The organism is Microbispora rosea (assembly GCF_044460045.1).
GTDB lineage: Bacteria > Actinomycetota > Actinomycetes > Streptosporangiales > Streptosporangiaceae > Microbispora > Microbispora rosea.
In genome coordinates, this window is the sequence record NZ_JBITJO010000008.1 from 307,662 (window position 1) to 334,586 (window position 26,925).

At 72.1% G+C, this 26,925-nt stretch carries 22 protein-coding genes and 1 tRNA gene; 16 read left to right on the plus strand and 7 right to left on the minus strand.

Annotated elements, in window-relative coordinates; translation table 11 throughout:
• The first annotated feature begins 226 nt into the window (after window positions 1–226).
• From ACIBK1_RS30490 to ACIBK1_RS30510, 5 genes are all read left to right on the plus strand, one after another.
• The gene (locus tag ACIBK1_RS30490; protein ID WP_396739114.1) at window positions 227–787 is read left to right on the plus strand and encodes a DUF433 domain-containing protein; all 561 of its coding nucleotides are present in this window, start codon (window positions 227–229) and stop codon (window positions 785–787) included.
• The gene (locus ACIBK1_RS30495) at window positions 768–1,223 is read left to right on the plus strand and encodes a PIN-like domain-containing protein (protein ID WP_396739116.1); all 456 of its coding nucleotides are present in this window, start codon (window positions 768–770) and stop codon (window positions 1,221–1,223) included. Before ACIBK1_RS30490 ends, ACIBK1_RS30495 begins: the two co-directional genes overlap by 20 nt.
• A gap of 117 nt (window positions 1,224–1,340) precedes the next feature.
• Window positions 1,341–1,417 (plus strand) — tRNA-Met (locus tag ACIBK1_RS30500).
• 104 nt (window positions 1,418–1,521) lie between these two features.
• Window positions 1,522–3,051: a PucR family transcriptional regulator gene (locus ACIBK1_RS30505; protein ID WP_396739118.1), complete on the plus strand. Its 1,530-nt coding sequence runs from the start codon at window positions 1,522–1,524 to the stop codon at window positions 3,049–3,051.
• 116 nt (window positions 3,052–3,167) lie between these two features.
• Window positions 3,168–4,421 carry an NAD(P)/FAD-dependent oxidoreductase gene (locus ACIBK1_RS30510; protein ID WP_396739120.1) on the plus strand — a complete coding sequence of 418 codons (1,254 nt, stop codon included), beginning with the start codon at window positions 3,168–3,170 and terminating at the stop codon, window positions 4,419–4,421.
• Window positions 4,422–4,480: 59 nt separating this feature from the next.
• Here the strand turns inward: ACIBK1_RS30510 and ACIBK1_RS30515 are convergent, their stop codons facing one another.
• Genes ACIBK1_RS30515 through ACIBK1_RS30530 form a run of 4 tightly spaced genes read right to left on the minus strand, consistent with a single transcriptional unit; the run spans window position 4,481 to window position 7,925 of the window.
• Window positions 4,481–5,140 (minus strand): hypothetical protein, encoded by a 660-nt coding sequence (locus tag ACIBK1_RS30515; protein WP_396739122.1) that lies wholly within the window; start codon window positions 5,138–5,140, stop codon window positions 4,481–4,483.
• Between the two features lie 21 nt (window positions 5,141–5,161).
• A complete protein-coding gene (locus ACIBK1_RS30520; RefSeq protein ID WP_396739124.1) occupies window positions 5,162–6,397 on the minus strand; it encodes a hypothetical protein in 1,236 nt (411 codons plus the stop codon).
• A gap of 20 nt (window positions 6,398–6,417) precedes the next feature.
• On the minus strand, window positions 6,418–7,137 hold the full coding sequence (locus ACIBK1_RS30525; RefSeq protein WP_396739126.1) for a hypothetical protein: 720 nt from the start codon (window positions 7,135–7,137) through the stop codon (window positions 6,418–6,420).
• Window positions 7,134–7,925, minus strand: coding sequence for a hypothetical protein (locus ACIBK1_RS30530; protein ID WP_030507375.1), 792 nt, complete (start codon window positions 7,923–7,925; stop codon window positions 7,134–7,136). The genes ACIBK1_RS30525 and ACIBK1_RS30530 overlap by 4 nt, the downstream gene beginning before the upstream one ends.
• 352 nt (window positions 7,926–8,277) lie before the next feature.
• Between ACIBK1_RS30530 and ACIBK1_RS30535 the strand changes: the two genes are divergently transcribed.
• The 10 genes from ACIBK1_RS30535 (at window position 8,278) to ACIBK1_RS30580 (ending at window position 21,606) form a co-directional block, all read left to right on the plus strand.
• The gene (locus tag ACIBK1_RS30535; RefSeq protein ID WP_231513835.1) at window positions 8,278–9,360 is read left to right on the plus strand and encodes a DUF917 domain-containing protein; all 1,083 of its coding nucleotides are present in this window, start codon (window positions 8,278–8,280) and stop codon (window positions 9,358–9,360) included.
• A 73-nt stretch (window positions 9,361–9,433) separates the two neighbouring features.
• The gene (locus ACIBK1_RS30540; protein WP_030507373.1) at window positions 9,434–10,996 is read left to right on the plus strand and encodes a hydantoinase/oxoprolinase N-terminal domain-containing protein; all 1,563 of its coding nucleotides are present in this window, start codon (window positions 9,434–9,436) and stop codon (window positions 10,994–10,996) included.
• A gap of 17 nt (window positions 10,997–11,013) precedes the next feature.
• Window positions 11,014–12,648, plus strand: coding sequence for an ABC transporter substrate-binding protein (locus ACIBK1_RS30545; protein WP_030507372.1), 1,635 nt, complete (start codon window positions 11,014–11,016; stop codon window positions 12,646–12,648).
• Window positions 12,649–12,650: 2 nt separating this feature from the next.
• Window positions 12,651–13,667: an ABC transporter permease gene (locus ACIBK1_RS30550; RefSeq protein WP_030507371.1), complete on the plus strand. Its 1,017-nt coding sequence runs from the start codon at window positions 12,651–12,653 to the stop codon at window positions 13,665–13,667.
• Complete coding sequence (locus ACIBK1_RS30555; protein WP_030507370.1) at window positions 13,664–14,521, plus strand: ABC transporter permease; 858 nt, start codon at window positions 13,664–13,666, stop codon at window positions 14,519–14,521. The genes ACIBK1_RS30550 and ACIBK1_RS30555 overlap by 4 nt, the downstream gene beginning before the upstream one ends.
• Complete coding sequence (locus tag ACIBK1_RS30560; protein WP_396739129.1) at window positions 14,518–15,336, plus strand: ATP-binding cassette domain-containing protein; 819 nt, start codon at window positions 14,518–14,520, stop codon at window positions 15,334–15,336. Before ACIBK1_RS30555 ends, ACIBK1_RS30560 begins: the two co-directional genes overlap by 4 nt.
• Window positions 15,333–16,316, plus strand: a complete 984-nt coding sequence (locus ACIBK1_RS30565) for an ABC transporter ATP-binding protein (RefSeq protein WP_051761572.1) — start codon at window positions 15,333–15,335, stop codon at window positions 16,314–16,316. Before ACIBK1_RS30560 ends, ACIBK1_RS30565 begins: the two co-directional genes overlap by 4 nt.
• Window positions 16,300–17,844 (plus strand): PucR family transcriptional regulator, encoded by a 1,545-nt coding sequence (locus ACIBK1_RS30570; RefSeq protein ID WP_396739131.1) that lies wholly within the window; start codon window positions 16,300–16,302, stop codon window positions 17,842–17,844. The genes ACIBK1_RS30565 and ACIBK1_RS30570 overlap by 17 nt, the downstream gene beginning before the upstream one ends.
• Window positions 17,845–17,887: 43 nt before the next feature.
• Window positions 17,888–19,900: a hydantoinase/oxoprolinase family protein gene (locus ACIBK1_RS30575; RefSeq protein ID WP_396739133.1), complete on the plus strand. Its 2,013-nt coding sequence runs from the start codon at window positions 17,888–17,890 to the stop codon at window positions 19,898–19,900.
• On the plus strand, window positions 19,897–21,606 hold the full coding sequence (locus tag ACIBK1_RS30580) for a hydantoinase B/oxoprolinase family protein (protein WP_396739135.1): 1,710 nt from the start codon (window positions 19,897–19,899) through the stop codon (window positions 21,604–21,606). The genes ACIBK1_RS30575 and ACIBK1_RS30580 overlap by 4 nt, the downstream gene beginning before the upstream one ends.
• 76 nt (window positions 21,607–21,682) lie before the next feature.
• Here the strand turns inward: ACIBK1_RS30580 and ACIBK1_RS30585 are convergent, their stop codons facing one another.
• A complete protein-coding gene (locus ACIBK1_RS30585; RefSeq protein WP_231513834.1) occupies window positions 21,683–22,054 on the minus strand; it encodes a DUF742 domain-containing protein in 372 nt (123 codons plus the stop codon).
• Window positions 22,051–24,063: a sensor histidine kinase gene (locus tag ACIBK1_RS30590; protein WP_076433835.1), complete on the minus strand. Its 2,013-nt coding sequence runs from the start codon at window positions 24,061–24,063 to the stop codon at window positions 22,051–22,053. Before ACIBK1_RS30590 ends, ACIBK1_RS30585 begins: the two co-directional genes overlap by 4 nt.
• A 175-nt stretch (window positions 24,064–24,238) precedes the next feature.
• On the opposite strand from ACIBK1_RS30590, the gene ACIBK1_RS30595 reads away from it, so the two are divergent.
• Complete coding sequence (locus tag ACIBK1_RS30595; protein ID WP_030507362.1) at window positions 24,239–25,834, plus strand: ABC transporter substrate-binding protein; 1,596 nt, start codon at window positions 24,239–24,241, stop codon at window positions 25,832–25,834.
• A gap of 5 nt (window positions 25,835–25,839) precedes the next feature.
• Here the strand turns inward: ACIBK1_RS30595 and ACIBK1_RS30600 are convergent, their stop codons facing one another.
• On the minus strand, window positions 25,840–26,235 hold the full coding sequence (locus ACIBK1_RS30600) for a hypothetical protein (protein ID WP_231513833.1): 396 nt from the start codon (window positions 26,233–26,235) through the stop codon (window positions 25,840–25,842).
• Between the last annotated feature and the right edge of the window lie 690 nt (window positions 26,236–26,925).

Here is a 26,925-nt window from a genome sequence, read left to right on the forward strand (position 1 = left end):
ATGGTCTGGGCCTCTGAACAGGGGCGATGAGCGGCTGCACAGGAGGCGGGGAAGACCGGGAACATCGGGGAGATCTTTGCCATGATGGGCCAGGTAGCGTCCCGCACGCCCCGGTAGGGAGAAGGTGAAGTGGTTGTCCTACAGTCCGAAGCTCGCCGCGGCGCTGTCGGGTGCCACGCTTCGCCAGCTCGCCCACTGGCGAAAGGCCGGCTCAGGTCGTGGGGCCGTGCTGGTCCCCGAGATCTCCGCCGTCCGTCCTGTCCTGTACTCCTTCCGGGACGTTATGGCGCTGCGAACCTGCGTCAAGCTGCGCAACGACGCCTCACTGCAGAAGATCAGAAGGGCGCTGGACACGCTCCGCGATGATCTGGGAGAGCGTGACCACCTTTCGGCCTACCGCCTCGTGGCTGACGGCAGCAGCATCTATTTGGTGGAGCCCGGTCAGGCCGTCGACCTGGTTCGCAGCAAGAGGAACGTCGTCATCCACGAGATGGTGGACGTCCTGCGGCCGTTCTACCGCGACGGTCGTCATATCCCCGATCTCCTGCGCCCGCGTGATCACGTCACGGTGGATCCGGCGGTCAGAGGTGGAATCCCGGTGATCGAGGGCACGAGGGTGCCTTACGACGAGGTCGCCGCGCTCCTCCGTGACGGTGTTCCCGCTGAGCGGATCCCTGCCTACTACCCGAGCGTCACCGCGACTGCCGCGATCGAGGCCGCGGATTTCGCCGACTACGTCGACAGCTACGACCCCCCTAGAGGAGCGCGTGAGGCTGCTGCTGGATGAGAACGTCCCCAAGCCGCTCTACCAGGCCCTCGCCGCCTTCATTCTGAATCACGAGATCATTCACCTGCTTGACGTGCCAAGCTGGTCTGGCACTCGTGACGAGAGCCTTAACACGCTGGCGGCGGCCGAGGGATTCCACGTGGTTGTGACCAACGACGGGCGGCAGATGCAGCGCCCGCGGGAGGTCGCGGCGATCGCAGCCTCGGGCCTGCACCGAATCGAGTATCCACACAAGCACCATGGCCTGGCGGGTATGGGGATTGCCATCGCGACAGTCGCTGCGGGTCTCCCCGGCGCCTTGGCCGTATTGCAGGAGGCGAACGGCCAGCGACTGATCGCTCTGCGCAGCATCGACCCGACGTCGAAGGCCCGATTGCATGTGATCGATCCTCTGGTGGATCCGCCGAAGTTCTGGGTCTCCTTCTCCCCGGACTGAATCTGATTCCGGCCGCTGAGCATGAGGCGACAGTGGGGGTGAAGAGCAGCTTGGGCGGGGTCCTGAGAAACGATTTGGCACTTGTCCGTGGGACGGGTAAGGTTGTGGACACAACGACGCGGGGTGGAGCAGTTCGGTAGCTCGCTGGGCTCATAACCCAGAGGTCGCAGGTTCAAATCCTGTCCCCGCTACCAAGAGTCGAAGGCCCGGCCTCCGGAAACGGAGACCGGGCCTTCGGTGTTTCACGGGTCCGGTCCGGTGCGGGCACAGCCATCAGGGCCTCGGGCGGGAGTAGCGCATGATCACGTTGGATCGCCTGGTCAACGTATTGGGCGCGTACGGCGTGCGGCTGTGCGGGCGGCCGGAGAGGCGCTCGGCGCGGCTGCGCAGCGTGGCGATGCCGGACGCCACCGACGGCCGGGTCGCCGGTGACGTACTCCTGGCGGTGGGCGCCGGGTCGGTGACCGAGGCGGTGCGGTGGGCGGTCGCGGCGCAGGCCGTGGTGGTCCTGGTGCGGGCGGGCGCCGAGACCGCGCGCGAGGCGGCCGTGGCCGGCGAGAGCAACGACGTGGCGGTGATGCTGGTCGATCCCGCGGTCTCGTGGAGCCACCTCGTCGGAGTGGTCTACGGACTGGTGCTGGAAGGGCGGGAGACCGAGTCGGGGCGGGGGCCCACGGACCTGTTCGCGCTGGCCGACAGCCTGGCGGACGCCGTCGGCGGCGCCGTGACCATTGAGGACCCGCTCTCGCGGGTCCTCGCGTACTCCCGGTCCCAGCAGGCGGGCGACCCGGCCCGGCTGGAGACGATCCTGGTGCGGCAGGTGCCCGAGCGGCTGCGGGAGACGTTCCGGGCGCGTGGGGTGTTCGCCCGCCTGGCGGCGACGGACGAGCCGATCTTCGTCGAGCCGGACCCGTCGCACGGTATGACCGGGCGGATGGCGGTGGCGGTGCGAGCGGGCCGCGAACTGCTCGGGTCGCTGTGGGTGACGTGCGGCAGCCCGCTGACCGGGACCCGGCACACCGCTTTGGCGAACGGCGCGCGCACCGTGGCGTTGCATCTGCTGCGCTCCAGGGCGAGCGCGGACCTGGAACGGCAGGTGGAGTCCGACCTGGTCGTCCGGCTGCTGGAGGGCACCGCCGACGCGGCGACCGTGGTCAGCCGGCTGGGGCTGGCGGCCCGTGAGACGCGGGTCGTCGCGGTGCGCACGCACACCTCGGAGGAGCCGCACGCCATGCTCCTGCTGGCCTTCGAGCGGGCCACCACCGGTTTCGGCTGGTCCAGGCCCGGCAGGAGCGCGCTGCTCGGCGACACGCTCTACACGGTCCTGCCCGACGCGGGGGCGGCGGCGGCACGGGAATGGGTGGCCGCCCTCGCGGCCGGGCTGCCGCCGCGCGTGCGCGTCGTGGCGGGGATCGGGGCGGCGGCCCAGGCGGCCGAGCTTCCGGCGAGCCGCCGGGAGGCGGAGGAGTGCCTGGCGCTGCACGAAAGGGACGCCTCCCGCACAGAGCCGCCGGCGTACGACGAGTCCTGGGACGACATCCTGCTCCAGCGGTTGCGCGCCGCGGCGCGCGCGGGCCGCGTCCCCGCACGCGGACCGGTGAGCGCGCTACGCCGACACGACGCCGTCCACGACACCCACTTCGTGGCGACGTTGCGGGCCTGGCTGGAGGCCCAGGGCGATCTCGTGGCCGCCGCCGAACGGCTCGGCGTGCACGCCAACACCGTCCGGAACCGTCTGCGCAGGATGAGCGAGGTGACCCCGCTGAACCTGGACGACCCGCGCAAGCGCCTCGCCATGGTCATCACCCTGGCGGCCGAGGACGAATAGCGGGTTGTCCGAAATCCACAACAGGAGCGCCGCGATTGTGCGGCCTCTACAACGGCTCGCGGCGCCGTACGGGCGATGCTGGCAGGGCAAACAGTCGCCTGGTGTGGAGGTGGGGCATGTCCGAGCGCGTCGACGACTGGCCGCGGTCGGTCGTCGTGGTGGGCGCGGGGATCGTGGGCCTGTCCACGGCGTGGTTCCTGCAGGAACGCGGTGTGGAGGTCACCGTGGTCGACCGCCGGGGCGTGGCGGCCGGCGCGTCCTGGGGCAACGCGGGCTGGATCGCGCCCGGCCTGGCCATCCCGCTGAACGAGCCCTCCGTGCTGCGGTACGGCCTGCGCTCGCTGCTCAACCCGGCCGCGCCGCTGCACGTGCCGGCGACCGTCGATCCGGGACTGTGGGCGTTCCTGACCCGCTTCGCCGCCAACTGCCGGTGGTCGTCGTGGACCCGGGCCGTGCGTGCCAACCTGCCGCTCAACGACGAGTGCATCGAGGCGTACGAGGTGCTCGCCGCCAACGGCGTGGCCGCCCCCGTGGAGGACGCGCCGATCACCGCCGGGTTCCGGACGCCGCGCGAGGCCCAGGGCCTGCTCCGCGAGTTGCGCAGGATGGCCGAGGCCGGGCAGCCGGTCGACCACACCGCGCTGGACGGGCGGCGGCTGGCCGAGGCCGTGCCGCTCGCCTCGGAGGCGCTGACCGCGGGCGTGCGGATCGACGGGCAGCGCTACGTCGACCCCGGCCGCTTCGTCCACGCGCTGGGCGAAGCCGTGGTGGCCCGGGGCGCCACGGTCGAGAAGCACGAGGTCGCCGACGTGCGCACCGACGCCGGGAAGGTCGTCGTCGTGGGCCGGGACGGCGCCAACCTGTCCGCGGACGCGGCGGTGCTGGCCACCGGTGCCTGGCTGTCGCGGCTCGCGGGCCGCCGGGGCCTACGCGTGCCCGTGCGGGCCGGCCGCGGCTACTCGTTCACCGTGCCGGTGGACCACCCCGTGCCCGGCCCGATCTACCTGCCGGACGTGCGGGTGGCGTGCACGCCCTACCAGGGCGGGCTGCGCGTCGCGGGCACGATGGAGTTCCGCGACCCGGACGCTCCGGCCGTCGAGGCCCGGCTGCGGGCGATCATCGCCTCGGCCCGTCCCCTGCTGCGGGGCGTGCGCTGGGAGGAACGCACCGACGTCTGGGTCGGCCCCCGGCCGGTCACGCCGGACGGGCGGCCGCTGATCGGCGCGACCGACGCCCCGGGGATCTACGTGGCCGGCGGGCACGGCATGTGGGGCCTGGCGCACGGCCCGGCCACCGGACGGCTCCTCGCCGAGCAGATCACCACGGGCAAGCAGCCCGACGCCCTGCGGGAGTTCGACCCGCTGCGCTGATCGCTGTACCCGGCCGCCGTACCGGGTCCACAGGAGGGCCAGCAGGAGGCGGACGCGGCTCAGGCGGGAGGCGTGCCGCGCATCGGGCGATAGCGGCTGACCGTGCCGCTCGCCTGGGCCATGCCGGAGGCGGTCAGGGCGAGCCGCAGGACGTCGTAACCGGGCGTGCCCTCCAGGAGCAGCTCGCCGCCGTCCAGGTCCTGGCACACCGGGCCGCCTCCGTCCGGCGGAAGGGAGATGGCGAACGACATGCCGTCCGGCTCGGCCTCCAGACCGAAGACGCAGGCGCCGTTGCCGAGGTCGATCATCAGCTGCCCGGTGCGCGTGTATCCGGGCGTGACCGGCTTCACGTACAGGGTGACCTCGCGGCTTCCCACCTCCCCGTAGTCGATCCGGCCCTGCCACCTGCCGCTGAGCGAGGGGCCGGCGAGCTTGTGCGGCGAGATCGCGACCGTGCTCGTCAGGTAGACGACCACGAGGCCCGCAAGCCCGCTTGCCACCGCGCCGGTCACGTGCCACAGCCGCAGGCCGTCGGCCTGCCTCTCAAGCAGCAGGCACCCGGCGAACAGCACGGCGCCGATGACGATCAGCTCGAACCTCGTGCCCGCGTCGGTGGGGTCGATCGAGACGGCGTTCATGACGGTGATGGGCCTGGCGAACACCCCGGCCAGGATCATGGCGAGCCCCAGGCCCGCCGCGAGGACTCGAACCTTGTCCACGTGTGTCGCTCCGCTGGGGGATCAGAGGGCCGGGGTCTTCAGCCACTGGCTGGCCGACTCGGTGAAGGCGGGGTTGCGCATCGTCTCCGCGACCGCCTGGAGGTAGAGCGCGCTGCACACCTCGAACGTGCTGGCGCGGGCGGCGATCCTCGCCTCCCAGCGCTGCGCGTGCCGCTCCTTGAGCGTCGTCTCCAGCCCGACCAGATGCTGGTTCTTGTCGCGCTCGCCCACCGCCCGGTCGAGCGACTTCTCCAGCTTCGCGCGCACGCGCTGGACGTCGGCGAGCTTGGCGGCGTACGGGTTCTCCGCGAGGTAGCCGAAGGAGAACGTCACGACCCCGCTGAGCAGGAGCAGGGCGGTGAACAGCAAGGTCACGGTGGTGTGCCCGAGCCCCAGGCCCTCGATCGCCGACGCCGCCTTCTCCAGCGTCACCGAGTCGACGGTGGGGGCGAACAGGACGTCGGTCCGCAGGGAGGCCAGCAGGACGACGCCGGTGACCCAGGCGAGGGCGACGAGGGCGGTGGTCACCAGGAGCACCGACCGCCGGCCCTCCACGCACAGCCGTCTCGTCCAGCCGCCGGCCAGGTGCGGGGCCACCATCATCGCGCCGACCGTGCCCAGGACGAATGCCCAGGTCATCTCCCGGCTCTCGCCGAAGGAGAGGAAGGTGGCGTACTGGATGGGCAGTTCCACACCGGCGAACAGGGCGATCACGAGGGCGCGGGCGGCCGCGCCGGCACGCTGCCTGCCGACGCTGCGGGTGGCCTCGGCCCATCGGCCCGCGCCGTTCCCGGCCTCCTCGGGTGCGCCGTCCAGCATCTTCTCGAGTCGCTCTTCCTCCTCCCGCACCGTGGCCAGTCGTTCCTGGGTCCGCCGCGAGCGTTCCTCGTACAGCTTGAGGTCCTGCTTGGCCGCCGCGATGCGCTGGTCGAGCCGGTGGGCGTCCCTGAGCTTGCGCACCTCCTCGTCGGCGACGACCTGCCTGCATCGCGCGTCCAGCATCATCAGGTAGGGCGGGCGGCTCCCTGTCGCCAGGCTCCACTCGTCGTACATGCCGGAGGAGCCGTCGCGGGCGCCGTGCCGCCGCGCCTCGTCGCGTAGCCGCCGCAGCTCCTTCTCGGGAACCGGTACGGCCGGCACGGGCCCGCCGTACGGGTCCTGCTCCATCTCCAGTTCGAGGTCGAGCGCCTCGTTGCGCCCGCCGCCGAGGTACGGCTGTATCCGCCACCACCGGGCGCGCCGCTGGTTGGATCCCATGTGATGTCTCCTGTCGGGTCTCAGAGGTAGGCGGGCGGCAGAGAGCCGGATTCACGGAACAGCAGCTCCCAGAAGTCCCGGAACTGCTGCTGCCGCACATGGTCTGACTTCACCCCGACGCCGAAACCGAGGATCTGGATCTCGGCGCCTTCCAGACGGGGCATGCGGTCCGACAGGCTCGAAATGATCGACTTTCGCGCTTCTTCGGTGGATATGTTCGCCGTATAAAGGTTCAGTTCCGGCGCGCGCTGTGCCATGTCGCTGATGAGAAGAATCCGCGGTGGGGGCTCCAGCCCGCGCGTTTTCTGCGCGATGTCGAGAAGGGCGCCGACGACATCGGAGCCGTTGCGGGTCGAGCGCTCGGCGCGGGCGCAGGAGACGAGGTCGTTCAGCGTCTTGACCGCGAACGCCCGCCTGGCGAGGCTGATCCGCTCGGCGGTCTTCGGGTTGTCGTTGGGGTTGTCCTCCGCGGTCGGGGTCAGCGGGATCGGGGCGCGCCGGCAGTCGGACTGCTGCACCGAACCGGTGATGACGGTGATGGCGACCGTGTCGCAGCCGGTGAGGAACCGGGGCACGGTGTCGTGGATCTTCTTCGGCACGTCGGTGTTCTCGGCGAACGACGTCGCGTCGGCGGCGATGCCGCAGAATCGGTGCCCCGAGGGGCCGGAGCAGGCGGTCGCGGCGGTCGCCGCCAGGCACAGCGCGGCGGCCGCGGCGAGGGCCCGCCCGGCGGCGATCATGCCCGGCCTCCCTCTCCCGCCAGGCCGCCGAGGTGGCGCAGCGCCTCGTTCACGACGTCCGCGACCCCCGTGGGAAGCAGGCTGACGATGTCCTTCGACAGCACCGCTCGCTCCTCGGCCTCGTGCTGAGCGATCGGCGCCGGGTTCCACGCCGGGACCGGTGCGGTGCCGCCCTGCCTTCTGGCACGTTCCAAATACGCGGCGTCGAGCGCCTGCCGGTAGTGGGCCGCCACCTCGTTGGCCCAGCTGGTGATCTCGGCCAGGTCCGTGCGCATCTGCCGTACGGCGGCCTCGAAGGCGGACACGGCCGCGGAGAGCGCCTGGCGGGCGTCCGCGAGCTCGCGGCCGGCGGCCTGCCTGCGCTCGTGCCGCCGCCGGGCCTGCCGGGCGGTCTGCACGTCGGCGTAGGAGAGGGGATAGGACGCGGGCCCGCCGTCCGGGGCGGGGGCGGGTCCGTCCTGCGCCAGCCGCCGGGTCAGGTCGATCACCGCGCCGGCCGCCCGGAGCATGGCGCCTCGGTCTCGCTCGGCGCCGCGGACGAAGCCTCGCATCACGCGGGTGCGGCGGCGCTCGGCCCGCGCCGCGAGCGTCCGCATGAATTCGGTCGTCCGGACCCCGTCCCACTGGACCCCGCCCCGCTGAGCCCCATCCCACTGAGCCCCGCCCGACTGAACGGTGCCGCCGGCGGGCCCGATGGCGATGTCGTACGGAATGCCGAGCCGGCCGTCGCGGCGGCCGGTTCTGGCCGCCCAGAATAGTTCGAGAGCGCGCCAGATAAGGGTCGGCATCCCTGAATGCCCATTTTTAGCCATATTTGCCGATCCTTCCCGGCTTATGTTCGGTAAGGCAGCTTCCTAGATGAACATCACTGTTCGTATTGGAGGCTCCTTACATTCGTTTTGCTGTGTGCCGGTAGAACGTACCGCATGAGGGTGGTGGTTCCCGGGATGTCAAAGTTCCAAAATGAACAACATTTCCGGATTACTCCGCAGGGGATATGCCCTGTAAAGGAATAAAGCGTTGATTGTCGCATTGATGGAGGCTTTTGCCTGGTCATCGTGCATCGGGCGCCTTGTCGTGGCACGACAACAAATCGGCAGTTGATGTCGTAGGGCGACATTGAGGCCGGACCGTCCGGTGGTGAAGGCTCCCCGCATGCAGGCCCGCATCACACTGGAGGACGTCGCCGCGCTGGCCCGTGGCTGCGCCGTGCTCGGCACCGGCGGCGGCGGGGACGTCCGGCCGGGCGCCATCGCCGCCCGGCGCGCCATACGCGAGCACGGCGAGGTGCCGCTGGTCACCCTGGACGAACTGCCCGATGACGCCCTCGTACTGCCGTTGTCCGGTATCGGCGCCCCGACCGTCAGCAACGAGATGGTCCACGGCACGGACGAGCCGGTCAGGATCGCCGAGGAGATCGAGCGCATCTTCGGCCGGCCGCCCGCCGCGGTCATGTCATCGGAGATCGGCGGCGGCAACGGCGTCGCCCCGGTGGCCTGGGCGGCCAGGCTCGGGTTGCCGCTGCTCGACGCCGACGCGATGGGCCGGGCCTTCCCCGAGGTTCAGATGGTCTCGATGTACGTGGCCGGGATCCCGGCCAACCTCGTGGTCATGACCGACGTCGTCGGCAACGTCGTGACGATCCGGCCGATCGACGGCCTGTGGTCGGAGCAGATCGCGCGGGCCGTCTGCGTGGCGGCGGGGTCGAGCGCCCTGATGGCCGATTACGTGCTGACCGCGCGCGAGTGCGCGGGCGCGGTGATCGAGGGCACGGTGAGCCGGGCCATCGCCGTCGGCCGGGCGACCGAGGGCGCCGCCGACCCGCTGGCCACCCTGACCGCGGAGCTCGGCGCCGTACGGCTCATCTCCGGCAAGCTGGCCGACCTGGAGCGCAGGACCACCGGCGGGTTCGCCCGGGGCACGGCGACGATCGAGGGCACCGGCGACGACCGGGGCAGGACGCTGACCCTGGAGATCCAGAACGAGAACCTCGTCGCCGTCGAGGACGGCCGGGTCAGGGCGATGGTCCCCGACCTGATCACGGTGGTCGACAGCCAGACGGCGACGGCGATCCAGACCGAGGGGCTGCGGTACGGCCAGCGGGTGACCGTGCTGGCCTGGCCCTGCGACCCCCTGTGGCGTACGCCGAAGGGCCTGGAGACGGCGGGCCCGCGGGCGTTCGGCTACGACATGGACTACCTGCCGGTGGAGAAGATCGCATGAGCGAGCGAAGCGAGCGAATCGGAGAACACCGCGTCTGGCGAATGCCACTCCGAGCCGAAGGCGAGGAGGTGGCATGAGTGGGATGCTGCGGGTCGGCATCGACGTGGGTGGCACCAACACCGACGCCGTGGTGCTGGACGACGACGACCGGGTCCTCGCCACAGCAAAGCGGCCCACCAGCCCCGACGTGACCGGGGGCCTGCGCGCGGTGCTCGACGCGGTCCTCGCCGAGCTGCCCGAGCCGGGCATGGAAAAGCGCGTGAAGCGGGTGATGCTCGGCACCACCCACGCGACCAACGCCATCCTGGAGCGGCGCGCCCTCGGCAGGGTGGCCGTGCTGCGGCTCGGCGCCCCGGCGACCACGTCCGTGCCGCCGCTCAGCGAGTGGCCCGACGACCTGCGCGACACGGTCGCGGCCGGAACCGCGATCGTGCGCGGCGGGCACTTCGTCGACGGACGCGAGATCGCGCCGCTCGACGTGGACGCGGTCAGGAAGTTCGTGGCCACGACGCCCGCCGACGCGATCGCCGTCGCCGGCGTGTTCAGCCCGGCCGGCGCCGACCAGGAGAACCGGGTCGCCGAGATCATCCGCGCCGAGGTCGGCGACGTGCCGGTGAGCCTCAGCCACGAGATCGGCTCGCTCGGCCTGCTGGAGCGCGAGAACGCGACCGTGCTCAACGCCGCCCTGTACGGCGTGGCCCGCGACGTCACCGCCGCGCTGCGCGAGGCCCTGACGGCGAGGGGCCTGGAGGTCGAGACGTTCTTCGCGCAGAACGACGGCACGTTGATGGCCGTCGACTACGCGGCTCGCTACCCGGTGCTGACCATCGGTTCCGGTCCGGCCAACTCGCTGCGCGGCGCGGCGTACCTGTCGGGCGTGGCGGACGCGATCGTGGCCGACGTCGGCGGCACCTCGACCGACCTCGGCGTGCTCGTGGGCGGCTTTCCCCGGGAGTCGGCCGCGGCGGTCGAGATCGGCGGGGTCACGACCAACTTCCGGATGCCCGACATCCTGTCCATCGCGCTCGGCGGCGGCACGATCGTCGGGGCGGAGCCGCGCTCGGTGGGCTACCGCATCGGCACGGAGGCGCTCGTCTTCGGCGGCTCCACGCCGACCATGACCGACGCCGCGGTGGCGGCCGGGCGGGGAACGGTCGGCACCCGGCCCGTTCCCGAGGAGTGGCGCGAGCGGCTGGCCCTGGCCGTGCGTGCGGCCGACGAGGCCGTCGCGGACGCGGTGGACCGGGTCGCGCTCGGTCGTTCGCGTTCCGGGCGGGCCGAACGGCCGCTCGTGGCGGTCGGCGGCGGCGCGTTCCTGCTGGCCGACGAGGTGCCGGGCGCTCGCGAGGTGATCCGCCCTGCGCACGCGGAAGTGGCCAACGCGGTGGGCGCGGCCATCGCCCTCGCCAGCGGCAGGATCGAAACGATCGTGCCCGCTTCTGGTGGTGGGAGCTCCAGGGCTAGATTGATCGACAACGCCAAGGAGGAGGCGGCCGCACGGGCCGTCGCCGCCGGGGCCGACCCCGCAACCGTTCAGATCGTCGAGCTCAGCGAGATTCCTCTCAGCTACCTTCCTGAGCCCGCGGTGCGCCTGCACGTCAAGGCCGCCGGCCCCCTCGCCCGGCAGGCCGGATAGGAAAGGAACTCCCTCACATGCGCTGGCACATGCGTCTTCTCGCCGCGGGGGCCGTGGCCGCCGTGACCGTCACCGCCGCGGCCTGCTCGGGCGGGCAGGTTCGGGGCGCCGCCGACTCCTCCCCGGAGCCCGGCTCCTCGGCGGGCTCGGCCGCAGGCACGGCCGACAGCACGTTCGTGTACGTCCCCAACCTGGACGTCGTCACCGACTGGGACCCCGCGAGCTCGTATTCCAACGAGAACATCGCGATGGAGAACATCTACGAGTCGCTGACCCGCTACAACCCGCAGACGAAGAAGGCGGAGCCGCGGCTGGCCGCCTCGTGGACCTCCTCGCCGGACGGCAAGAAGTGGACGTTCACGCTGCGCGAGGGCGCGAAGTTCCACACCGGCAAGCCGGTGGACGCCGCGGCGGCCAAGGCCGCGATCGAGCGCACGATGAAGGAGGGGCAGGGCGCGGCCTACATCTGGGGTGCGGTCAAGAAGATCGACGCCAAGGACGCCACGACGCTCGAGTTCACGCTCAAGTACCCCGCGCCGCTCGACCTGATCGCCTCGGCCGGCTACGCGTCGTACGTCTACGACACCACGGCCGACTCCGGCGACCTGAAGAAGTGGTTCGGCGAGGGCCACGACGCGGGCTCCGGGCCGTACACGATCGACAGCTGGCAGAAGGGCAAGGAGACCGAGCTCACGCTCAAGGCGTTCGACGACTACTGGGGCGGCTGGGACGGCCAGCACTACAAGAAGATCGCCTACCGGGTCACGCCGGAGCTGACCACCGCCTGGCAGCTGCTGCAGCGCGGCGAGGTGTCGTTCGTCCAGCGGCTCAACGCGCAGCTGTTCGCTCAGGCGGGGAGCACGGACACGGTGCAGACCTCGCAGACGCCGTCGTTCCAGAACCTGCTCGTGCTGTTCAACACGGCCGACGGCCCGCTCAAGGACGTGAAGCTGCGCCAGGCCCTGCAGAAGGCGATCGACTACGACGGCCTCGTGGCGGCGATGAAGGGCGCGGGCGTGGCCGCCAGCGGCCTGGTTCCCGAGGGCCTGCTCGGCAACATCCCCGGCATGACGCCCAAGCAGGACCTCGCGGGCGCCGAGGCGCTGCTCAAGGAGGCCGGGTACGGCCCCGGCGGCAAGCCGCTCGACCTCACGCTGACCTACGCCCAGGGCGACGCCGACCAGGAACTGCTGGTCACGCTGCTCTCCTCGGCGCTGGACAAGCTGAACGTGAAGCTGTCGGCCAAGCCGCTGCAGTGGACCACGCAGTGGGACCAGGGCAAGGCGAAGGACCCGTCGAAGCGCCAGGACATCTTCGTCATGTACTGGTTCCCCGACTACGCCGACGCCTACTCGTGGTTCGTCAACGTCTTCCACGGCGAGAAGGACGTGCAGTTCAACCTCTCCTACCTGAAGGACGCGGCGATCGACAAGGAGATCGACGAGCTGCCCGCGCTCACGGCGACCGACAAGGACGCCGCCGAGAAGGCGTACTCCGACCTCCAGAACAAGATCATAAATGAGCAGGCGGCGGTGGCCGTGCCGTACGTGCAGAACTACCAGCGGGCGTTCGCCAAGTCGGTGCAGGGATACGTGGACAACCCGGCCTATCCCAACGTGGTGTTCGTCTACGACCTGAAGCCCGGCGCCTGATCATGCCGAGGTATCTGATCCGCCGGCTCGGCCAGGCCTTCCTGGTCGTGGCCGGCGTGATCGTCCTCACGTTCGCCATCATGCGCCTGGTGCCCGGCGACCCCGCCGTGGCGTACGCCGGGCCGAAGGCGACGGCGGCCGAGCTCGCCGCGGCCCGGCAGCGGTTCGGCCTGGACGACCCGCTGCCGGTGCAGTTGTGGAACTACGTGCGCGACCTGCTCGGCGGCGACTGGGGGACGAGCCTGCACACCCGGCAGCCCGTGCGCGACGACCTCTTCCAGGCCTTCCCCGCCTCCCTGGAGCTCGTGGGCGCGGCGCTGATCATCGCACTGGTCGTGGGGATCCCGCTGGGGATCGCCGCGGCCCGCTACAAGGGCCGGCTGCCCGACCTGTCGGTGCGGCTGTCGTCGATGCTGGCCGTGTCGGTGCCGGTGTTCTGGCTGGCGCTGGCCCTGCAGACGGTCTTCGCCAGCGGGCTCGGCTGGTTCCCCGTCGCGGGGGAGTACGACGCGTCGCTCGACCGGACCAGCCCCCTGCACCTCTACACCAACATCACGGCCGTGGACGCGCTGATCACCGGCAACTGGCCGATTCTCACGAGCACGCTGGCACACCTGGTGCTGCCCGCCCTGGTGATCGCGGCGTATCCGGCCGGGGTGGTGGCCCAGATGACCAGGGCCGCCCTCATCGAGGAGTCGTCGCGCGACCACGCCCGGCTGGAGCGCGCGCTCGGCTTCGGCGAGACCGCGGTGCTCACCCGGTTCGCCCTGCGGCCCGCGCTGAACCCGGTGCTGTCGCTGATCGCGCTCGTCTTCGCGTACTCGATCGTGAACGGCTTCCTCGTGGAGGCCGTCTTCAACTGGCCGGGCCTCGGACGGTATGCCGCCGACTCGATCCGCTCGCTCGACACTCCCGCCATTGCCGGGGTCACGCTGCTGGTCGCCGTCCTGTACGTCGTCGCCAACCTCGCCGTGGACCTCCTCCAGGGCGTGGTCGACCCGAGGGTGAGGGCGCGATGACCGCTCCGGCCCTGACCACGTTCCGCCGTACGCCGCTGCGGCACCTGGCGGGGGTGGACCGCCTCGCGGTGGCGGGGGGCGTGCTGCTGGGCGTCGTCGTGCTGGCGGCGCTGCTCGCGCCGTGGATCGCCCCCTACCCGGACGACGGCGGCTCGGCCACGCATCCCCTGGAGTCGCTGCTCCCGCCGAGCGGCGCCCACTGGTTCGGCACCGACCAGGTCGGCCGCGACGTGCTCAGCCGGGTCCTGTTCGGCGCCCGCACCTCGCTGCTGATCGCCGTCGCGGTGCTGGCGATCTCCGGGGTTGTCGGCGTCGGTTTGGGAGTGGTCGCCGGGTACGCCGGCGGCTGGGCCCGTGACGTGATCATGCGGGTCACCGACGTCTTCCTCGCCTTCCCCGCGCTGCTGCTGTCGCTGGCGCTCGCCGTGGTGCTCCAGCCGAGCGTGACCACCGTGATCGTCGCGATCGCGGTCACCTGGTGGCCGTGGTACGCCCGGCTCACGGCGTCGGTCGCCGCGTCCGTGGCCACGCGCGGGTTCGTCGACTCCGCGCGGTGCCTGGGCGTGCCCGCACCGCTCATCGTGCTGCGGCACGTGCTGCCGAACTCGCTCACGCCGGTGCTGGTCCAGCTGTCGCTGGACGGCGGCGGGGTCATCCTCACCGCCGCCGCGCTGTCGTACCTCGGGCTGGGCGCCCACGAGCCGACCTCGGAGTGGGGGCTGATGGTCCAGCAGGGCCAGTCGCTGTTCACCACCGACTGGTGGGTGGTGACCTTCCCCGGCCTCGCCATCCTGGTCACCGCGTTCTCGTTCAACGTGCTCGGCGAGGGACTGAGGGCGAGGCTGTCGCGATGAGTTTGGTCAGCGTGAGAGATCTCGTCGTGCGGATCGGCGACCGGGTGATCGCGTCGGTCCCCGAGCTAGACGTGGCCGCGGGGGAGTGCGTGGCGATCGTCGGCGAGAGCGGGTCGGGCAAGACGACCACCCTGCTCAGCACGCTCGGCCTCGTTCACGGCGCGGACGTCTCCGGCCGGATCACGGTCGGCGGCCTGGACGTGCTCACGGCGAGCCAGGCCCGGCTGCGGGAGATCCGCGGCTCGCGGGCCGCTTTGGTGATGCAGAGCCCGCAGGCCGCGCTCAACCCCACCATGCGCCTGGGCACGCTGATGCGCCGGGCGCTCGCCCGCCACGGCGTCAAGGGCGCGGACGCACGGGAGCGGGCCGAGGAGGGGGTCCGCGCGGTGCTGCTCGACCCGGGCATCCTGCGCCGCTACCCCCACCAGGTGTCCGGCGGCCAGGCGCAGCGGTTCGCCATCGCGCTGGCCCTCGCGCTCGGCGCGCAGGTCGTGCTGGCCGACGAGCCGACCAGCGCCCTGGACGTGACCGTGCAGGCCGAGGTGGTCGGGGTGCTGCGCCGCCTGCGTGACGAGCGCGGCCTCGCCGTGCTGCTGGTCTCCCACGACCTCGCGCTGGTCTCCACGATCGCCGACCGGGTCGTGGTGATGCGCGACGGCGCCGTGGTGGAGAGCGGGCCCGCCGCCGAGGTGTTCACCCGGCCGCGCGACTCCTACACCCGCGAGCTGATCGCCGCCGTGCCTGCACTACCAGAAGCAGCGCCCGCACTACCGGAGGCCGGGCCCGCGCTACCCGAAGCCGAGGAGGGGGCATGACGCTGCTCGCCGCCGAGGGGGTCACCCTCGCCTACGGCACGACGGCGGTGGTCCACGACGTGAGCCTCGCCGTGGACGAGGGCGGAGTGGGACTGATCGGGGAGAGCGGCTCGGGCAAGACCACGCTCGCCCGCGCCCTGCTCGGTCTGATGCGCCCCCGCTCCGGCGTCGTCCGGTACGGCGCCGGCGACCTGGCCGGGCTCGGCAGGGCGGGCCGGGCCGAGTTCCGCCGGGCCGTGCAGCCGGTCTTCCAGGACGGCAGCGAGGCGCTCGACCCCCGCATGACGGCCGGAGCGTCGATCGCCGAGGCGCTGACCACCCACCACCGCATGTCGAGGACCGAGCGGGCGGACCGGGTCGCCGCGCTCCTCGCCGACGTGGGACTCGACCCCGGGCTCGCCGCCCGCAGGCCGCACGAGATGTCCGGCGGGCAGCGGCAGCGCGTGGCCATCGCCCGAGCCCTGGCCGTGGAGCCGCGGCTGCTGGTGCTCGACGAGCCCACGAGCGCGCTCGACGTCACCGTGCAGGCCAGGATCCTCGACCTCCTGGAGAGGCTGGCCGCCGAGCACGGGCTCGGCTATCTGCTCATCACGCACAACCTCGGCGTCGTGGGGCGGCTGTGCCGTACGTCGTCGGTCATGTTCGCCGGGCGGGTCGTCGAGTCGGGCCCGACCGGGGAGCTGCTCACCCGGCCCGCCCACCCGTACACCCGGGCGCTGCGCGACGCGGTGCCGCGCCTCGGCGGCGAGCCCCCGCGCGCTGCCGGGCGGACCGAGGCGGCCGCGGCGGAGACGGGGTGCCCGTTCCGGCTGCGCTGTCCTCTCGCGGTGGACCGCTGCCGGGAGGAGACTCCGCAGGCGCGTGAGGTGGAGGGGCGTAGGGTGGCATGTCATCGCGCGGAGGAGGTGCTGCAGACCCCGGCCTCCTCGGCTCCGCGCGTCCCCCATGGAGGTGAGACCCCCGATGCGCCGCGTCAGTGACCTGCTCAGGACGCCCGCGGGCCGCAGGCTGACGCTCGTCGCCGGACCCTGGGACGCCCGGGAGGTCGGCAGCGTGGTCCTCGTCGACGAGATGCGCGAACTGACCACGGCGGCCCCCGGCGCGCTGGCGATCCTGTCCCGTCACGCCATGCGGTCGTGCGACGTGCTCGACGCGCTGCGCCTGGCCGGACGCGGCGGCCTCGCCGGGATCGTGCTGCCCGGCCCCTCGGGCACGACGCCGGAGATGGTGGAGCTGGCCAGGCGGGAGCGGGTCGCGCTGCTCGCCGGTGCCTCCGACCACTCGCTGTCGGACACCGTGCTCGGTCTCAGCGCGGCCGTACGCGCCGATCCCGGGTTGCTGCTGCGCCGTACGCGCGAGGCGATCGACGGCATCGGCGCGATGGAGGGCGCGGGAGAAGAGGACATCCTGCGCGCGGCGTCCGCCTCCGTCGGCGTCGCGTACGTGGTCGCCGGCCTGGCCGGCCCCGGGGCGAACGCGACGGTGATCCGGGTCGGCGGCCGGCCGGACGGCTACGTGTGCTGGGAGGGCGAGGACCCGGCGGCGGCGATCGTCGCCCAGGTCGTCGCGACCACGCTCGGCCGGGTGCGGGCGGCCGCGCGTGAGGCGGAGGCGGCCCGCGAGCGCGCGCTGCTGGCCCTGCTCGGCGCCAAGGACACCCGGATCGCCGCCCGCCGCGCACGGCACGAGGGCGTCCCGGTGGACGGCTGGCACGTCGCCGTCTTCCTGCGCGACCCCGGCGGCGACGCGCCCCCGGGGGCGGCGGATCCGGTGCTCCGGGAGGCACGCGGGATCGCCGCCGCGTTGCCCGGCGCGCTCGGTCTCGGCGGGACGGCCGAGCTGTCCGCGCCGCCGCTGGTCACCCGGTGGCAGGACGGCGTGCTCGTGCTCCTCACCGCCGACGAGCGGACGACCATCGACCTTCCGCCGGCGCAGCGGTCGTCGGCGCAGCGGTCGTCGGCACAGCGGTCGTCGGCACAGCGGTCGCCGGCGCAGCGGTCATCGGCGCTGTGGCCGTCGGTCGTGGGGACAGGGGGTTCGGCGGCGGGAGGCACGGGAGCAGGGCTCGGCACCTGCCAGGCGGGGCCGGACGGGCTGCGCCGTACGGCCGCGCAGGCGCGGGCGGCCGCCGCTCGCGCCGCGGCCGGGGAGGTCGTGCGGTTCGACCGGCTCGGGGTGCACGCGCTCCTCGCGGAGTTGAGCGGCAGCGAGAGCGCGCTGGTGGCCGCCAGGGACATGCTCGCCCCGTTGGAACGCCTTGGGGCGCTCAGCGCCCACGCGCTGCCCACGCTGAAGGCCTACCTGGACAGCTGGGGCTCCCGCACCAGGGCGGCCGAGCTGCTCAGCCTGCATCCCAACGCGGTGGCCCACCGGATCAGGCGCATCGCCGAGGCGCTCGACGCCGACCTGTCCGACCCGCAGACCCGCTTCGCGCTCCAACTCGCCTGCCACGTGGTCCTCGACTACGACTGTCTCCCCGGGACAACAACGACGATCTCGTCGTCGTGAGGACACATCGACGCGGCGCGCGGCCGCATCTACGTTGCCAGGCATGACAACGGTCATCGGAGTGGACGTCGGCGGCACCTTCACCGACCTCGTCCTGCACGACGCCGCGACCGGCGAGATCAGGGTCGCCAAACAGCCCACCACGCCGTCCGCCCCCGAACGCGGGGTCCTCGCCGCGGTCGACGCGGCGGTGCCGCCGGAGCTGCTCGCGCGCTGCCGGCACTTCGTGCACGGCACCACCGTGGGGCTGAACGCGCTGCTCGAACGGCGGGGCGCGACCGTCGGCCTGCTCACCACGGCCGGGTTCCGCGACGTGCTGGAGATCCGCAGGGGCGACCGCGACGACCCCTACGACCTGTTCTGGACCCCGCCGCCGCCGCTCGTGCCCCGGCGGCTGCGCCTGGAGGTGGCCGAGCGGGTGGCCGCCGACGGCTCGGTCGTACGCGACCTGGAGCCGGAGGACGTGCGGCGGGCCGCCGAGACGTTCGCCGCCGAGGGCGTGGACGCCGTCGCGATCGTGCTGATGAACTCCTACGCCAACCCCGCGCACGAGGCGCGGGCGGCCGAGCTGCTCAGGCAGGCGGGGTTCGCCGGGCCGGTCTCGCTGTCGCACGAGGTCTCGGGGGAATACCGGGAGTACGAGCGCACCTGCACCACGGTCGTGGACGCCTTCGTCCGCCACCGCATGGGCCCCTACCTGCACAACCTCGACCACGAGCTGCGGGTGAGGGGGTTCGCGGGCGAGCTGCTCGTGACCCGGTCCGGCGGCGGCGCGCTGGCGCTGGCCGAGGCCGCGGCCCGGCCGTTCGAGACGATCCTGTCCGGCCCGGTGGCCGGGGCCGCCGCCACCGCCCGCCTGGCCGCCTCGCTCGGCCCCTCCCTCGGCATGGGCACGGCCGTCGCCGCCGACGTGGGCGGCACCAGCTTCGACACCGCGCTCATCGAGGACGGGCGGCTCCCGCTGCTCTACCAGGGCGAGGTCGTCGGCCTGCCGCTGCAGAGCCCCTGGGTGGACGTGCGGTCGGTGGGCGCGGGCGGCGGCTCGGTGGCGTACGCCGACGCGGGCGGCCTGCTGCGCGTCGGCCCCCGCAGCGCGGGCGCCGACCCCGGGCCCGCCTGCTACCAGCGCGGCGGGACCGAGCCGACGGTGACCGACGCCGCCCTGCACCTCGGCATGATCCCCCGCGGGCACATCTCCGGCGGCATCGAACTGTCCGAGGACGCGGCGGCCCGCGCGCTCGCGCCGCTCACGGAACCGACCGGCATCGACGGCGTGGACGCGGTCGCGGTCGGCGTGGTCAGGATCGCCGCCGCGCACATGGCCCAGGCCGTACGCGGCGTGACGGTGGAGCGGGGCGTGGACCCGCGCGGCGGGGCCGTGGTCGCCTTCGGCGGCGCCGGACCGGTGTTCGGCTGCCTGCTCGCCGACGAGCTCGACGTGGACACCGTGGTCGTGCCGCCCAACGCGGGCAACTTCTCCGCCGTCGGCCTGGTGCAGGCCGACATCGTGCGGACGGCGGCCCGCACCATGGTGCGCCCCCTGGACGACGAGGCGCTGCCGCTGGTCGAGCGGGTCACGGAGACGCTGTTCGAACGGCTCGCGCAGCCCGGAGCCGTACGCGAGGTGGACCTCGACCTGCGTCACCGGGGACAGGAGCACACGCTGACGATCCCGGTGCGGCTGGGTGAGGACGACGTGGCTTCCGTGTCGGCCCGGTTCTCCGAGGCATACCACCGGGCGTTCGGCCACACCCTGCCCGACCCACTGGAGATCGTCACCGTACGCGCGACCGGCAGGGTGGTCCTCGACGCGGACCGCCCGATGGTGCCGGCCCCGCCGTCCGGCGGGAGCGGGCGGGGGACGACGCGGCTGTGGTCGTTCCGCCGGGGCGCCTGGACCGAGGCCCCGGTCGTACGGCGGGAGGACCTGGACGGCGTGGCCGAGGGCCCGCTGCTGGTGGTGGAGCCGACCGCGACGACCTACGTGGACGCCGGATTCGCGGCGGAGACGCACGAGAGCGGCTGCCTCTTGATCACACGGAAGGACAGCGCATGACCATCGTCCGCACCCGATACGCGGAGGCCCACCCCGGCCTGGGCGACGGCGCCGACCCCGTCACCACCGAGATCATCCGGCAGGGCCTCAACGCGGCCGCCGACCAGATGAAGCAGTCGCTGATCCGCACCGCGTTCTCACCGATCATCTACGAGGCGCTGGACTTCGCCGTCGCCTTCTACGACGCCGACATGTGCATGCTGGCGCAGGCCCCGACACTGCCGGCGTTCATGGGCACCCTCGGTTTCTGCGTGCGGGAGGCCGTCGAGGGCGTCGGCGGTCCGGCCGCGCTCAGCCCCGGCGATGTGATCCTCTACAACGACCCGTACGGCACCGGCTCCCATCCCCAGGACGCCGCCATGGTCGTGCCGATCTTCCACGAGGACACGCTGGTCGCCTACTCGGCCATCAAGGCCCACTGGCTCGACATCGGCGGCAAGGACCCCTACTGCACCGACACGGTCGACGTCCACCAGGAGGGCACGATCTTCCCCGGCGTCAAGCTGTACGACGCCGGGCGGCTGGTCAGCGACGTCTACCGGATGATCCTGGCCAACAGCCGGATGCCGGAGATGGTCATCGGGGACATCAACGCGATGGTGGCCGGGGCGCGGACCGGGGCGGAGGCCCTCGGCGCGCTGGTGCGCAGGCACGGCCTGGACACCTTCCGCCGCTGCGTCGCCCGCATGTACGCCCATGGCGAGGCGCTGGTGCGCGGCTGGTTCGAGCGCCTGCCCGACGGCGTCTACCAGGAGTCCAGCGTCATCGACTCCGACGGCGTGAACGGCACGCCGATCCCGTTCGGCGTCCGGGTCGTCGTGGAGGGCTCGTCGGTGACCGTCGACCTGACCGACTGCCCCGACCAGGTCGGCGGGCCGGTCAACTGCCCGCTGCCGTCCACCGTGGCGGCCGTCAGGATCGCGGTCGCCTTCCTCGCCGGGGCCGGCGAGCAGCCCAACGAGGGCCACTTCCGCCCGCTGGAGCTGGTCACCAGGCTCGGCTCGCTGTTCCACCCCGTACGGCCGGCGCCCTGCTTCATGTACGGCATCCCCTCCGACCACGCCATCGAGCTGATCATCAAGGCGCTGGCCGAGGCCGTGCCGGAATCGGTGCCGGCCGCCAGCGGCGGGGACATCAACGCCCTGGTGTGGTGGGGCAACCGCGAGGCGACCGGCGAGCCGTGGGCCGACGGCGCGCCCCACCCGGTGGGCCAGGGCGCGGGACCGTCGGCCGACGGCGCGAGCGCGCTCATGTACATCTCGGAGTCGGCCACCCGCTTCACCCCTGCCGAGGTGTGGGAGGCGCGCAACCCCTGGCGGATCGAGCGGCTCGCCCTGGCCGAGGACTCCGGCGGCCCGGGCCGTCACCGCGGGGGCCTGGGGCTCGACCTGTCCTTCCGCATCCTTGAGGACCAGTACCTCACCGCGGGCCTGGCCAGGACCGCGCTCGCGCCCTGGGGCCTGGAGGGCGGCCTGCCCGGCCGGCCCAACCGGCTCACGGTGGAGTATCCCGACGGGCGCGCCGAGGACTTCTCCCTGAAGACGCGGATCTTCCTGCCCAAGGGCGCGGTCGTGCACCTGCGCACCGGCTCGGGCGGCGGGTACGGCCCGCCCGCCGAGCGCGACCCCGAGGTTGTGCGCGCGGACCTGCGGGAGGGATACATCACCCCCGAGCACGCCGCGCGGCACTACCCGCACGCGCTCTGACCCACACGCGCTCCAACCCATACGCGCCAGGACCCGCACGCGCTCTGATCCGGCGCCGGCTACCGCCGAAGAAGGATCAGAGCGCGCGCAGGCCGCTGATCACCTCGGTCAGGATGCCGGGGGTGGGGAAGCGCGCGACGTTGGCGGGTGGGCGCACCTGCACGAGACCCTGCTCGTGGAGGTCGCCCACCAGCACGCGTACGACGCCGAGCGGCAGGTCGATCGCCGCGGCGATGTCCGCCAGCGACGCCGGGCGGGCGCACAGGCTGAGGATCATCCACTGTTCGGGACCGAGGCTCACCGGAGTGGGCCCGCCGGTCGCGGTCACGATGGCGACCAGGTCGATGTCCTGGCTGGAGGGCCGCACGCGTCCGCGGGTCAGGGCGTAGGCCGGCACGACCGGCCCGGCCTCCTCGTCCAGCCACTGGTCCTGCATGCGTTCCGTCACTTTCGGTCCTCCTCGCCGGTGTTCTCGTTCTCCTGAGGCCCCCGCTGCAGCGAGGCGAGGATGATGTCCTCCGGGGTGACCTCTCCCGCGGCGAGACGGGCGAGATCGGGGTCCTTGGGGCCGACCATGAGCACGGATGGGATCAGCACGATGGCGGTAGTTCCTCCGTAGGGCGAGGGCCGCAGGGTCACGCGGACGTCCCGCCGCGCGGCAAGGCGCGCGACGACGAACAGCCCCATGCGGTCGGTGTCCGCGATGTCGAACTCCGGCGGGTTGGCCAGACGCTCGTTCAGCTCGGCGAGCCGCTCCTTGGTCATGCCGAGTCCGCGGTCCTCGATCTCGACCACGAAGCCCGTGCCGACGAGCTCGCCGCGCACCGCCACGGTGGTCTGCGGCGGCGAGAAGATCGTGGCGTTCTCGACCAGCTCGGCGATGAGGTGGATGACGTCGGCCACCGCGGCTCCGTCGAGCCCGTGGTCCTCCATCGGCAGCACGTTCACCCGGGCGTAGTCCTCCACCTCGGCCGCGGCCCCGCGTACGACGTCGTACATGGGGACGGGCTTGCGCCAGGCGCGGCCGGGGGCGTTGCCCGACAGGATGATCAGGCCCTCGGCGTGCCGGCGCATGCGGGTCGTCAGGTGGTCGAGCCGGAACAGCTCCTCCAGCATGTCCGGGTCGGTCGTGTGCCGCTGCATGCCGTGCAGCTGGGTCCGCTGGCGGTGCAGCAGCGTCTGGCTGCGCCGCGCCAGGTTGAGGAAGACCTGGCTGACACCCCGCTGCAGGCGGGCCTGCCCGATCGCGGCCTCCACCGCGGTCTCCTGCACCGTCGAGAAGGCCCGGCCCACGTCCTGGATCTCGGCGGTCCCGCCCGCGGTCTGCAGCGGGGGCGCCTCGGTGGCCACGTCGACGTCGTCGCCCTGCTTGAGCTTGGCCAGCACGCCCGGCAGCCGCTTGTTGGCCAGGTCGAGCGCGGCCTGCCGCAGGTCGGCCAGCTCGCGGGCGAGACGTCCGCCGACCCGCAGCGAGATCAGGATCGAGGCGACGACCGCGAGGAGACCGAAACCTCCGACCAGCACGGCCCGCCGCAGGATCGAGTCGGCGATCGGCGCGGCGCGCTCGGCGAGCAGGGCCGCCGCCTCCGTCTGCGCCTTCTGGAACGACTCGGCCAGGTCGTCGGAGGTCGACTGCCACACCCGCTGCGTACGCGCCGAGAGCCTGGGCGCGGCGATGATCTGCTCCTCCTGCAGCCGCAGCCGCTGGTAGAGCGGAGTGGTGATCAGGTTGACGTGGAGCTGCCGCAGGCCGGTGTCCAGCTCGGGCAGCGCCTGGTCGATGAGGAACCGGCGGTTGCCCACGAGCTGGGTGAACAGCTTGCGTTCCTCGTCGGTGAAGCCGCCCGACGCGCCGACCGACGCCTCCAGCGCCTGCTCCCGGGTCAGCAGCTCCTTGGCGTACCCGAGCGAGATCACTACACGCGACTGCTGGTAGATCGGGATGTCGTCGATCAGCGCCAGGCTGTAGTGCATGCGGTAGATCGAGTCGCTGACCAGGTTGTAGGTCTCGATGGCGCGCAGCCGCTCGGAGAGCCCCTCGTCGACCTCCGCCCGGATCTCGTCGATCCGGCTGAGCCCCGCCAGCATCTCGTCGACCTGCGTGCGCATGGCCGGAGTGGTGGCCGAGCGGGAGGAGCTCGACAGGGCGAGCGTGCGGACCTGCTCCCTGGTCTTGTCCGTCCGCTGGCGCTGCAGGACCATGGCGTCGCGGTCGGTGGTGCTGCGCGTGCCGAGGTAGCGGGCCGTGGTCAGGCGCTCGGCCTGCAGGTCGACGATCAGGGAGTCGGCGGGCCGCCGGAGCGTGGACCACAGCGTGTTGTAGGTGCGCAGGCTCAGGCTCTCGCCGATCGTGACGCCGGCGGTGACCGCCCACAGGGCGATCAGCGAGAAGAGCGGTACGAGCAGCAGGCCGATGAGCCGGGACCTGATCGGCCGGTCACGCCTGCGCGGACTCATGGCACCTCGCCCAGTGAGGGACAAGCCTCACATAAAACCTTTTTGCGACAGGGATAGAGACTAGCAGCGAGGTGGGTCGGATGAGGGGTCTGTGATCGGTTAGCCGGAAATATCGTGTCCAATCGTGATCTTGCAGTAGCGTCGATCATGGTAGACACGGAAAGGACCCGCACGCATGCGCCGTTTACTCGTGCTGGGAGTGATGGCCGTGCTGGCCCTGGCGGGCTGCGGCGGAGGTGAGGTCCGGGAGATCTCGGCCGCGAACCTCCCCTCGACGAAGGACTCCACCTTCGTCTACCTGTCCAATCTCGACGTCGTCACCGACTGGGATCCCGCGAGCTCGTACTCCAACGAGATCATGTCGATGCAGAACGTCTACGACTCGCTGACGATGTACAACCCCCGGACGCGCAGGGCCGCGCCACGCCTGGCCGAGCGCTGGCAGAGCGCGTCCGACGGCAAGGTCTGGACCTTCACCTTGCGGTCCGGTGTGGTCTTCCACACCGGCCGGCCGGTGGACGCCGCCGCGGTCAAGGCGTCCGTCGAGCGCACCAAGCGGATGGGCGCCGGCGCGGCCTACATCTGGGACTCCGTCCAGCAGATCACGGTCAAGGACCCGCTCACCGTGGAGTTCCGGCTGAAGTACGCCGCACCGCTCGACCTGATCGCCTCCGCCGACTACGCCGCGTACATCTACGACACGCAGGCGGCGGGCGCGGGCGACCTCAAGAAGTGGTTCCAGGCCGGCAGGGACGCGGGCTCGGGGCCGTACACGGTGGCGAACTGGAAGAAGGGCCGCGAGAAGGAACTGGTGCTGCGCGCCTTCGACCGCTACTGGGGCGGCTGGGAGGGCCCGCACTACCGGAACATCGAGTTCCGCGTGACGCCCGACCTCAACAGGGCCTACCAGTTGCTACTGCGCGGCGAGGCGAGCTACGTGCAACGGCTGAACCCCGCGCTGTACCGCCGGGCCCGCACGACCGCGGGCGTCCGGACCCTCCAGGTGCCGTCGTTCCAGAACATGCTCGTGCTGTTCAACACCGCCTCGGGCCCGCTGACCGACGTACGGCTGCGCAAGGCGGTGCAGAAGGCGATCGACTACGACGGTCTGATCACCGCGCTCAAGGGCGCCGGGGCGCCCGCCTCCGGGCTCGTCCCCGAGGGCCTGCTCGGGCACACGCCCGGCTTCCCCCAGAAGCAGGACCTGACCGCCGCCGCCGCGCTGCTGAACGAGGCGGGGTACGGCCCGGGCGCCAGGCCCCTGCGCCTGACACTGACGTACGCGCAGGGGGACGACGACGAGGAACTGCTCGTGCGCAAGCTCAGGAGCGCGCTCGCCGAGCTGAACGTCCAGCTCGACGCGAAGGCGATGCAGTGGACCCAGCAGTGGGACCAGGGCAAGGCCGCCGACCCGGCCAAGCGACAGGACATCCTCGTCATGTACTGGTGGCCCGACTACGCCGACGCCTATTCGTGGTTCCTCAACGTCTTCCACAGCGCGGATCCGGTGTCCTTCAACCTCACCTACCTCAAGGACAGGGACGTCGACGCGAAGATCGACCGGCTGCCGTCACTGCTGACGAAGGACCGGTCCGCCGCGGAGACGGCGTACGCCGAACTCCAGAAGACGCTCATCGACGAGAAGGCCGTGGTGGCGGTGCCGTGGGTTTCGAACTACCAGCGGGCCTACCTTGGCAACGTCCAGGGGTACACCGACAACCCGGCCTACCCCAACGTCGTCTTCGTGCACGAGCTCATCCCCGGTGGCTGAGCCGCTCAGCTCCGCAGACTGCGGCTGACTCCGCCGCAGACAGGGCCGCGGGCGCCGCGGGACCGACGGGGTCCCGCGGGCTCGTCGAGGTGGGCGAGCATGGACTGCGCGGCCACGGCGTCCGACAGGATCCGCTGCGCCTGCTCGCCGTCGGGAAGCTGCCCGTGCTCGGCCAGTTCGTGCTGCAGGAAGGTGAGCGCGGCGGGGTGCCCGGCGGAGTCCGCGGCCACGGTGGCGCGGGCGGCGGTCAGCAGAGCGAGGTAGTGCGAGCGCAGGATCGCCTCGCGGGTCCGCAACTGCTCCAGGTCGTCGAGCAGGGAGTGCGCGAGCTCGAGCAACTCGCTCGGCCGCGGCGGCTCGGCGGTGATGTGGGCGCGGATGTCGTCGAACTCCGACCGCATGATGATGGCCACCTCCAGCGACAGAAGTCCGGGCGGCCGGGTTGGCGCCGTACGGGGACTTCCGCATCGTCTTCGTAGCGCGGGGCGATTGCGAGCGGCTTGACGTTCGGTTGCGTGGGAAGACGGCGGCCACCTGCAGCCGTCGCGGGACGCGGGGAAGACGGCCATGCGCGGCTGTCGTCCTTCACGTCGTGCCTCCCCGATCGTCCATGCCGTGCCGGCTGATCGCCGCGGCGCTAAGTAGATGCCTGAGAGACGGATCTGGTTGTCCCCGCACGCTCGCCCGTTTTGCCACGTATGGCATGCGGGGTGCGCTCCAGGCTCCGACCTGCGGGAACAGCCGCCACGGCCTCGCGTGTCCGACGACCGCTGCCCACGGGCCGAGCCGGCGCAGCGGGGGAATACCCCGCACGGTGAGGGCGTTGTTCTCGAACCGGGTCATGGCGGTGCCGGACCCTGGTAATCTTGTGGTGTCGGCGCGGTTCGGCGCACTCCTCTTCGATCACTTCGGTGGTTGTCTTGTGTGTGCGCGGCGGTTGCCGGCGGCTCCTTTGGCTTTTCGATCTTCTGGTTCTCGGTGGTTTTGCGCCGGGCTGGGGGTTCGGGTAAGTTAGAGGGGTTGCCCCGGAAACGGGGGGTCGAAATTCCTGTCGGTCGGCGGGTTTCGGGTCAAGAAGTCCCGGTGGGGCG